Genomic DNA, 273 nt, shown 5'->3' with positions numbered 1-273 from the left:
AGTCACGCGCGGCGAAGGCAAGGCCATTCCGTCCTCCAAGGTGCAGAAGATCCAGAACCTCGAGGGCGGCATCGTCGCCGAAATCTACGCCAAGGAAGGGCAGATCGTCGAAATCGGCCAGCCCCTGCTGCGCCTGGACGAAACCCGCTTCGCCTCCAACGTCGGCGAAACCGAGGCCGACCGCTTGGCCATGGCGCTGCGCGTCGAACGCCTGAGTGCCGAGGTCGAAGACCGTCCGCTGCAAATCGATGAGGCCCTGAGCAAGGCCGCGCC

The 273-nt window shown here is 65.6% G+C and carries 1 protein-coding gene; it reads left to right on the top strand.

All coding sequences use genetic code 11. From position 1 onward, the window contains the following. A partial coding sequence (locus tag SB772_RS40915) for a biotin/lipoyl-binding protein (protein ID WP_410838640.1) occupies positions 1-273 on the top strand: 273 nt, incomplete at both ends.

This window comes from Paraburkholderia sp. SIMBA_030, from assembly GCF_046535245.1.
Taxonomy (GTDB): domain Bacteria; phylum Pseudomonadota; class Gammaproteobacteria; order Burkholderiales; family Burkholderiaceae; genus Paraburkholderia.
The sequence above is the reverse complement of the archived record's forward strand: the minus strand, read 5'-3'. Positions and strand labels throughout refer to the sequence as shown.